This is a genomic window from Proteus sp. FZP2095 (assembly GCF_023701425.1).
Taxonomy (GTDB): Bacteria; Pseudomonadota; Gammaproteobacteria; order Enterobacterales; family Enterobacteriaceae; genus Proteus; species Proteus cibarius.
Map to the genome: position 1 here is coordinate 1 of NZ_JAMQBJ010000028.1, position 378 is coordinate 378.

Here is a 378-nt window from a genome sequence, read left to right on the forward strand (position 1 = left end):
ACGTCTTCGATTGGTAACAGGAATGGTTTGTCAATTGCACGCTCTGGTTCTGGGATGTATGAATCCAGTGCTTCTGCTAATTCAACAATTTTTGCTTCCCACTCAGCTTCGCCTTCCAGTGCTTTCAGCGCTGAACCACGGATTACTGGAGTGTCATCACCTGGGAAATCGTACTGAGACAGAAGTTCACGAACTTCCATTTCTACTAATTCCAGTAACTCTTCATCATCTACCATGTCACATTTGTTCAGGAATACGATGATGTAAGGAACACCAACCTGACGACCTAACAGGATGTGCTCACGAGTTTGTGGCATTGGGCCATCAGTCGCAGCAACAACCAGGATAGCTCCGTCCATTTGCGCAGCACCAGTGATC

General features: G+C 46.8%; 1 protein-coding gene. It reads right to left on the reverse strand.

The window, feature by feature from the left end:
* Window positions 1–378 (reverse strand): GTP-binding protein (locus tag NBG71_RS18965; RefSeq protein WP_250917081.1); only part of this gene is annotated, 378 nt, incomplete at both ends.